The following is a 7,822-nucleotide window of genomic DNA, read 5'->3' on the forward strand; positions in this document are numbered from 1 at the left end:
GCGACAACCGTGCTCGGAGCCTGCCTAGGCGAGGTGGTTGTTGCCCTGTTGCTTCAGGAAGTTGAGCAAAAGCGCATGCTGTTACAGCAGCAGGGGTGGGAGGTTCAGATTACGAGGTGCAAGATCTGAGGTGAAATATTTAATTGTTATACAGTTAGTTTTTGATGATTGAAAAACCAGAAGTTTTCTGGTTGCATGAGAAGAGCTATTGTCATACTCATCTGTTATTGACATTTCTGTTACTGATTTTTTCGATGGAAGTGGCGATCGCCGTACTCTAGAAAATATCCAGGAGATGCACTATGGTTCAGCAATGGAGACGAGGCATTTATTGGGTAACTGTTGCAGCGATCACAGGAATAGGTTTCTTTTTATCTCGACCTAGTGCTGCCCAACTATTACCAGATAATAGCTTAGATGCAGAGAGTACAATCATCACTCCCAATGTCAATATAGAAGGGCGGTTTGGGGATTTGATTGAAGGGGGAGCACAGCGAGGTGCCAATCTATTTCACAGCTTTCAGGAATTCAATATTGGTGAGTCGCAACGAGTTTACTTTGCTAATCCTGTCGGTATAGAGACTATTTTGTCGCGAGTGACGGGTAGTAATCTCTCTAATATCCTGGGTGCACTAGGTGTGTTGGGTGATGCGAATCTATTTTTGATCAATCCTCAAGGAATTTTCTTTGGTCCAAATGCCACTCTGGACATGCGTGCTTCATTCACCGCTAGTACAGCCAGCAGTATTCGCTTTGCAAATAATGTAGATTTCAGCGCTATTAATCCATCTCCGCCTCCTCTACTCACGATCGGTGTGCCGATTGGACTTCAGTTCAATGGCGGAGAAGGAGACATTGTCGTGCAGGCTGGTCAGATTTCAAAACCGAACAATCCATTTATTGAGGTTGATGATGCAGGGCAGCTTCTAAATAGTGCTCAAATTGTCAATAGTTCAACTTCTGAAGTCACTGATGCTATCTCTGGAGATTTAGAACGTGATGAAGATGTGGATCTGTATCAAATATCTTTAAAGGAGGGGCAGCCCTTTACAGCGAGTACTGTAGCAGCTACTAACATCAACACACAGCTGTTTCTGTTTGATAGCAGTGGTTTAGGTGTAGCTGCTAATAATGATAGTGTTGGATTTCAATCGACTGTCCCTCTGTATCAATCCTTTATCCCACCTCGCTCTGGTATTTATTATCTGGGGATCTCCAGCTACTCGAATAATCCTCTCAGTTCTCAGGGCTACATTTTTGATGCGGTTGAGAATCCCAGTGGCTCCGGTGCAGGCTTACCGCTCAATAGGTGGGATGAGAACCCTCGTATCCCAACTGTTCGCCCTGCTAGTGGAGCTTACACCATTACGCTCAACTCTCGTCAGGAAGGACTACAAGTTCAATCGGGTAGAACTCTAGCATTGGTAAGCAATCAGGTAAGGCTAGAGGGGGGTAGATTAGAGGCTCTTGGTGGACAGATAGAATTAACTGGGGTAGGAGGTTCAGGAATTGTAGGACTGGTACAGCAGGGGCAGGAATGGCGATTGAGTGTTCCTGATGGGCTAGTAAGAGCTGATATCTCTTTAACGGAGGATGCTCTAATCAATGTCAGCGCCGGGGGCGGCGGTAGCATTGCTATTCATGGCAGAAATGTGGATATGACATCGAGCAGCTTGCTAGCAGGAGTCGCTCCAAGGTTAGGGTCTGTTGGTGCAAAGGCAGGGAATATTGAAATCAATACGACGGAAGCAATCACCCTGGCTGCTAGCAGCGTTACAAACGATGTGGCAATTGGAGCGATCGGTGATGCGGGCGATCTCAATCTCGCTACTGGGGCATTCTCTACCATCAATGGTGCAGGTTTATATGCCAGAACCTATGGAGTCGGAAATGCAGGCAATATCAACATTGAAGCCCGTGATGCTGTCAGCTTTGATTACTCACTTGCCGTCAGCATAATAGCTCCATCAGGACGAGGCCAAGGAGGAGACATTCGTATTAGCGGAGACTCCATATCCGTCACAAATATTGCCCAACTGGCTGCTCTCACTCAGGGAGATGGGGATGCAGGCAATGTAATCATCAATGCTCGTGATACTGTCCGCTTCGATGGTAGTGACCCTAAGGTACGTATCGCCAGTTCTGCTTTCAGTTCCGTCGGAGATAACTCATTATTTGGTAGTACGGTAATCGGTGATGGTGGAAACGTTCAGATTACTGCAAATTCTGTATTTCTTACTAATAGGGCACAACTGATTTCTGCTACTAATGGACAAGGAAGTGCAGGTAATGTAATCATTTATGCCTACGATACAGTCAGTTTTGATGGAGGAAGTGCAGCAGCCAGTGGTGTATTCCCGGCGGGCATTGGCAACGGAGGCAGCATCAACATTACTAGCGAATCGTTACTGCTAAACAACAATGCAGCGCTGACTGTTAAAAGTATAGGCTTAGGTAGTGCAGGATCGCTAACAGTCGCAGCTGATGCAATTCAGCTCGATAATCAGGCAAGAATAAATGCTGATACCGTTGGTGGTGGGGGAAATATTGATTTGCGATCCCCCCTTCTAACGCTTCGTCGTGACAGCAGCATCACCACCAATGCTAGCGGCACTGCGACTGGAGGCAACATCGATATTGATGCAGATTTTGTCATCTCTGCCCCCAATGAGAACAACGATATTATCGCTAATGCCTTTGAAGGATCGGGCGGACGAATTAACCTAACAGCGCAAGATATCTTTTGGTTCGATGTACGAACTCGCGAAGATTTGCAGCGTTTACTTGGCACAACTGATCCCACTCAACTCGATCCACGCAATTTACCGACGAATGACATCACAGCTTTCTCTCAAACAAATTCGGCGATCGATACAGGAAGCGTTACCGTTCAAACTCCTGATCCTGACCCAGCAGGGGGGCTGACCGTGTTACCTACTGATTTTGCTGATCCGAGCCAACTGATTGCAGCTACCTGTCCGTCAGATAAGGGGAGTTCATTTGCTGTAACGGGACGGGGTGGTTTGCCAGAGGATCCGAGGCAGCCGTTGGTAGGACAGGTGATTTGGCAGGACGATCGCGGAGAGGTAGGAAATCAGAAGATAGAGAAACGAGGGGATCGGGAGATGGAGCGATCTAACTCAACAGCAGGGGCGATCGCGGAGGCACAAGGATGGATGGTCGATCACACAGGTACGATTGTTTTATTAGCACAAGACCCCACAGGTCAAGGTTCAGCAGCACTCAGGAATCCCAATTGTGCGTTGCTGAAGCGTTCACTCTAGTTGCCGCTCTATCTCGGCTTGATGTTCTTTAGTTTCTGATTGCTTGAGGTATTCGATCGCAATCCGTCCAGCGGTAGGATAATCTTGTCGCGCCTCTAGCAGTAAATCAAATGTACGCCGAAACTGGAGGCGGTCGCGCTGTTTCTCGGTGACAATAATTAGGGCGATTGCGGTGCTCCACAGACCTAGAAGAGTTGGCACAACAGGTAGCCACCAACCTGCTAAAAATGCTAAATAACTGCCACCGATTAACCGGCTGCTAGTTAATAAAATGCTTATGGCTAGTTTGAAGGGCGATCGCAGCGACCAACCAATCACCGCTCCAAACCCAGACCACAGTAACATCCAAAGCCATTCGAGTGGGTCAGACCAGACGCGAATCAGGGGTCGTCCATCTAGGGCCGCACTAACAATTTGGCTGACAATAATGGCGTGGAGTACCACCCCATTAATCGGTTGTGTCTGGTTGAACCACCCACCGTTGTAAAGTGTTTGGAATAGATCGTTAATGCTTTCGGCAGTGTAGCCAATCAGAACAATGCGATCGCGGAACAGTTCAGCAGGTGTCTGGCGGTTTAAGACTTGTCGCAATGGCACAGTAAGAAAGTTCGCTTCAGTACCGCGATAGTTCAGCAAAGCTTGGTAAGTTTGGCCTGCTTGAGCATTCACATAGCCACCATCCTGGGGCTCAAATCTCTCAAAAATGGCTTTACCCAGTTGAAAACGTCGCCCCTCTGCATCCAAAGGCTTTAAAGTGACACCTTCAGCTGCTAAATAAGGGAGTGCTAGTTTCACCGCCAAACTATATTGGGTCTTGTTTTCAATTGCAACCGATAGAAGTGTCCGACGGACTTTACCGTCGGCATCTTCAATTTGGTCTGCAAATCCCACTTGATCTCTTGATTTTAGCACCGGGGGAGGAGCAACGCGCTCGCCTACCACCTTTTCAATACCCAATAGGTTGGGTGTAGATTGAAACAACCGCACCAAGTCTGCATGTCCTGGTTCAATAGGCAGATCTCGATAGATATCCAGCCCAATCACGCGCGGGTTTTGGACTTGAATGTTTTGAATTGCTTGTGCCAATACTTGATCCGATAGGGGGTGCCCAGATTGAGTAATATCCTGCTCGTCGATCGCAACGATGACAATTCGTGGATCTTTAGGTTCTAGAGGTCGCCAGAGCACAAACTGATCAAACAAATGCAATTCCAGCCCCTGCAATAGCCCTAAGCTACGCACCAACAAAACAGGAATCGCTATACTCAACGTCAAGCTGGGTATCCACCGCCAACCAATTCGCCGTTTTTTCATCTCCTGACTGGCACGTTGTCGGGCAGTGGCTAATAACTGACTTGCCTGCTCCAGCAGTTCCAGGGCAGTCTGAGCTTCCCGTTTTGCTAACTCCTGACTCGCTCCCAAAAACTGATAATCCTCAGAACTCAAGCTCTTGGCAAGTGCCCAAGTCAAGGCATTCTGTAATCTCTGTCCTCGCAACAAACAGGATGCATCCCTTTTGTGAGATCTGATCCAGGTATCAAAAGATATGGCATAGGGACGCAGTTGCACCAGCTGATGCTGTACCCAATCGAGGTTAAACACAGCCTGGTAGAGAGGGTTTTTAACGACTAGTTGTCCTTGCTGCTTGATCACTAATCCAGAGAGCAAGAGTTCAATCTGTTCGCGGCTCCCATCAAACTCTACGCTTCCATCCTTGAGGATGTGCTCATAGATGCTTAGACATCTCCCTGTAAATCGTGGATGGCTCAACAGGCGATCGCGAATCGTGCGTAAATGTTCTGGCTCATCTTGAAATTCCCAAGTTTGAATAATCAATTGTTGAATGAGTTGATCGATATGTTCGCGATCTGTAACGGCTACCGTCGCAATAGGATATTTAACCAGCAATTGACAGACCTTTTGCATCAAGAAAGGCTGCCCTCCTGTCCATCTCAAGATTTCTTGCAGAGCAGCTCGGGGATCATGCACACAGCCAACTAACCCTTGTGCCAAAGGTTCAACCTCTGCTGGCTCAAATCCACACAAATCAATTGCTCGCCCAATATTAAATGGAGTCCTCTGGCGATCGCTCATCAGCTCAGCAGGCGTAGCAACCCCTAGCAGGACAAATGTTAGCCGTTGGTACTCCGGTTGCCAACTACGGCGGTTATAACAGGCACGAATCAGTCCAAAAAAATCATTTAGTGAGAAATCCAAACCACAGACACTATCGACTTCATCCAAAAACAACACCCGTTTGAGTGAAGGATATGTTTCATTACCTGTAGAGAGTAGCAAAATCTCTTCGATAAACTGGCCTAATCGCTGCACCGGAGACAGATCCAATCGCTCCTGCCACCACTGTTTCAGGTTAATGATGCGGAATAACTCAAATGCCTGCCACAGTTCTACAGCGAATCCCTTGTACCACTGCTCTGATGTTAAGGTTTCACTACCGATGCGAGACAGATCGATCGCGCCACAATGAATCCCATCTTGTTGTAGCTGATGTAATACCTGCACCATCAAGCTAGACTTACCCATTTGGCAGGCATTAAAGACGTAGCAGAATTGACCAGCTTTTAATGCTTCATACAGATCAGTATCCGCCTGCCGCCTGACATAGTAAGGATAATCTTGATTCAGGCTACCGCCGACTTGGTATTGATTCATACAGAGACACTGAACGGTTGTCAGGCTGTCCAACAGAGATTCATCAACTTCTTCAAGTGCATATCATTTTGTTTCGGCATCAAGCAACTCTTAAATCTCATGGGATCTCTCATAAAAAATGCCATACTACACTTTAAAGTCCTCTAAAACCATCTACCCCTGCGTATCAATGCTCATGAATGTTGACACCCTCTTTGAGAGTCTCAACCAGAAATTAACTGCTAGGCAGAGCCGCCCCCTCAATCCAGCAGAAACATTGCTATTACGCGGAATCTGGCAATACCAAACCTATAATCAGATTGCAGAAGAGGTCGGGTATAGCCCTGGCTATTTGACCAATGTCGTTGCCCCTGAACTCTTGCATCGGCTTTCCGACTTAGTTGGGAAGCGCCTGACAAAGAAAAGTTGTCGAATTTTATTGGAGGAATATGCGACCTCTTACGCTAATCCTAAACCCCAGGCCCCCCCGATACCCCTCGTAATCTCTGGCATCACTCAACATCAAACGATCGCCCCTACCCTCCCGAGCGGCCCCATTGCTCTCAACTCTCCGTTTTATATCCCACGCCCCCCGATTGAAGCCCAAGTTTATGAGGAGATCTGTAAACCGGGTGCGCTGATACGAGTGAAAGCTCCCAGAGAAATGGGGAAAACATCGCTGCTGCTACGTGTCTTAGATCATGCTCAACAGCAGGGATATCTAGCCGTGTATCTCAATTTAGAGCAGATGGATCAAGCTATTTGTGCTGATCTCAATCGTTTTCTCCGCAGTTTATGTGCCAGCGTTACTCGTCAACTGCAACTAGAGCCCAAACTCGATGACTATTGGGATGAAGATATTGGCAGCAAAATCAGTTGCACTCTGTATTTTCGCCAGCATCTCCTAGAACAGATTCAAACTCCTCTGGTGCTGGTAATCGATGAACTCAACCAGATCTTGGAGTATCCTTATGTCGCTAAAGATGTTCTCCCACTATTGCGCTCCTGGTATGAAGAAGCGAAACGGGTTCCAATTTGGCAAAATCTACGCCTAGTCATTGCTCACTCTACAGAAACTTATGTACCACTACAACTCAATCAGTCTCCTTTCAATGTAGGATTGGCAACTCAACTGGTTGGATTTACAATTGATCAAGTGCAGCAATCGGCTCAACTCTACGGTCTAAACTGGAGTGATGGAGCGGCTGCCAAACAACTCATAGCAATGGTGGGTGGACATCCCGCTCTGATTCATCAAGCGCTTTATCACCTTAGCCGTCAAGAGCAGTCTCTCAGCGACCTTTTGGCGATCGCTGCAACTCCCACCGGAATTTATCACTATCATCTACAACGTCATTGGGTGACTCTCCAACAACAGCCTGCCCTGCTCCGAGTATTTTATGCTTTCTTGAGTAGTCGTGAACCGATGTATTTAGAACCCAGTTTTGCTCACCAGTTGAACAGCATGGGACTGATCAACCAAGTAGGGGGTGAAGTCACGGTAAGCTGCAAGTTATATCGCCAATATTTCCAAACAAAGAGAGTAGCTGACACTGAGCCTAATTAAACGCATCATTTCTTTAGTTCCTCATCACTAACCTAATCCTTATCTGCTATGGTAGGTTCGCTCCGTTTCAAAACGGATTGTAAGTCACGGAAAATACAGCCCATTTTCTTGCCAAGTGTCTTTGTTCGCATCCACCGAAACTAGAGGAATTCCCCAATCGAATCGAGCGGTAAGGCGATCGCCCATTTGCCAACGTAGCCCTAACACAACTGACGCTAGAGTGTCTGGGTCAGGCTCCTCGCGATCGCCCCGATTCCAAGCCGTGCCAAAGTCCACAAAGGGGATGAGTTGCAGAACACTATCCCACCGACGAATCTGG

General features: G+C 47.3%; 3 protein-coding genes and 1 pseudogene. 2 read left to right on the top strand and 2 right to left on the bottom strand.

Features of this window, described 5'->3' with window-relative positions; translation table 11 throughout:
* Positions 1-302 precede the first annotated feature (302 nt).
* On the top strand, positions 303-3,284 hold the full coding sequence (locus H6F90_RS12735; protein ID WP_190552844.1) for a filamentous hemagglutinin N-terminal domain-containing protein: 2,982 nt from the start codon (positions 303-305) through the stop codon (positions 3,282-3,284).
* On the opposite strand, the gene H6F90_RS12740 is transcribed toward H6F90_RS12735, so the two are convergent.
* Complete coding sequence (locus H6F90_RS12740; protein WP_190552845.1) at positions 3,276-5,957, bottom strand: CHASE2 domain-containing protein; 2,682 nt, start codon at positions 5,955-5,957, stop codon at positions 3,276-3,278. The genes H6F90_RS12735 and H6F90_RS12740 overlap by 9 nt on opposite strands.
* 169 nt (positions 5,958-6,126) lie before the next feature.
* On the opposite strand from H6F90_RS12740, the gene H6F90_RS12745 reads away from it, so the two are divergent.
* Positions 6,127-7,503, top strand: a complete 1,377-nt coding sequence (locus tag H6F90_RS12745; protein WP_242024449.1) for an AAA-like domain-containing protein — start codon at positions 6,127-6,129, stop codon at positions 7,501-7,503.
* An 84-nt stretch (positions 7,504-7,587) separates the two neighbouring features.
* On the opposite strand, the pseudogene H6F90_RS12750 reads toward H6F90_RS12745, so the two are convergent.
* A pseudogene (locus H6F90_RS12750) lies at positions 7,588-7,822 on the bottom strand (ShlB/FhaC/HecB family hemolysin secretion/activation protein); the annotation flags it as partial.

This window comes from Trichocoleus sp. FACHB-591 (assembly GCF_014695845.1).
Lineage (GTDB): Bacteria > Cyanobacteriota > Cyanobacteriia > FACHB-46 > FACHB-46 > Trichocoleus.

What these genes read in the sequence shown, in the direction of transcription:
- H6F90_RS12745 (WP_242024449.1), top strand. Translation starts at nt 6,127, where the DNA reads ATGCTCATGAATGTTGACACCCTCTTTGAGAGTCTCAACCAGAAATTA.
- H6F90_RS12740 (WP_190552845.1), bottom strand. Translation starts at nt 5,957, where the DNA reads ATGAATCAATACCAAGTCGGCGGTAGCCTGAATCAAGATTATCCTTAC.
- H6F90_RS12735 (WP_190552844.1), top strand. Translation starts at nt 303, where the DNA reads ATGGTTCAGCAATGGAGACGAGGCATTTATTGGGTAACTGTTGCAGCG.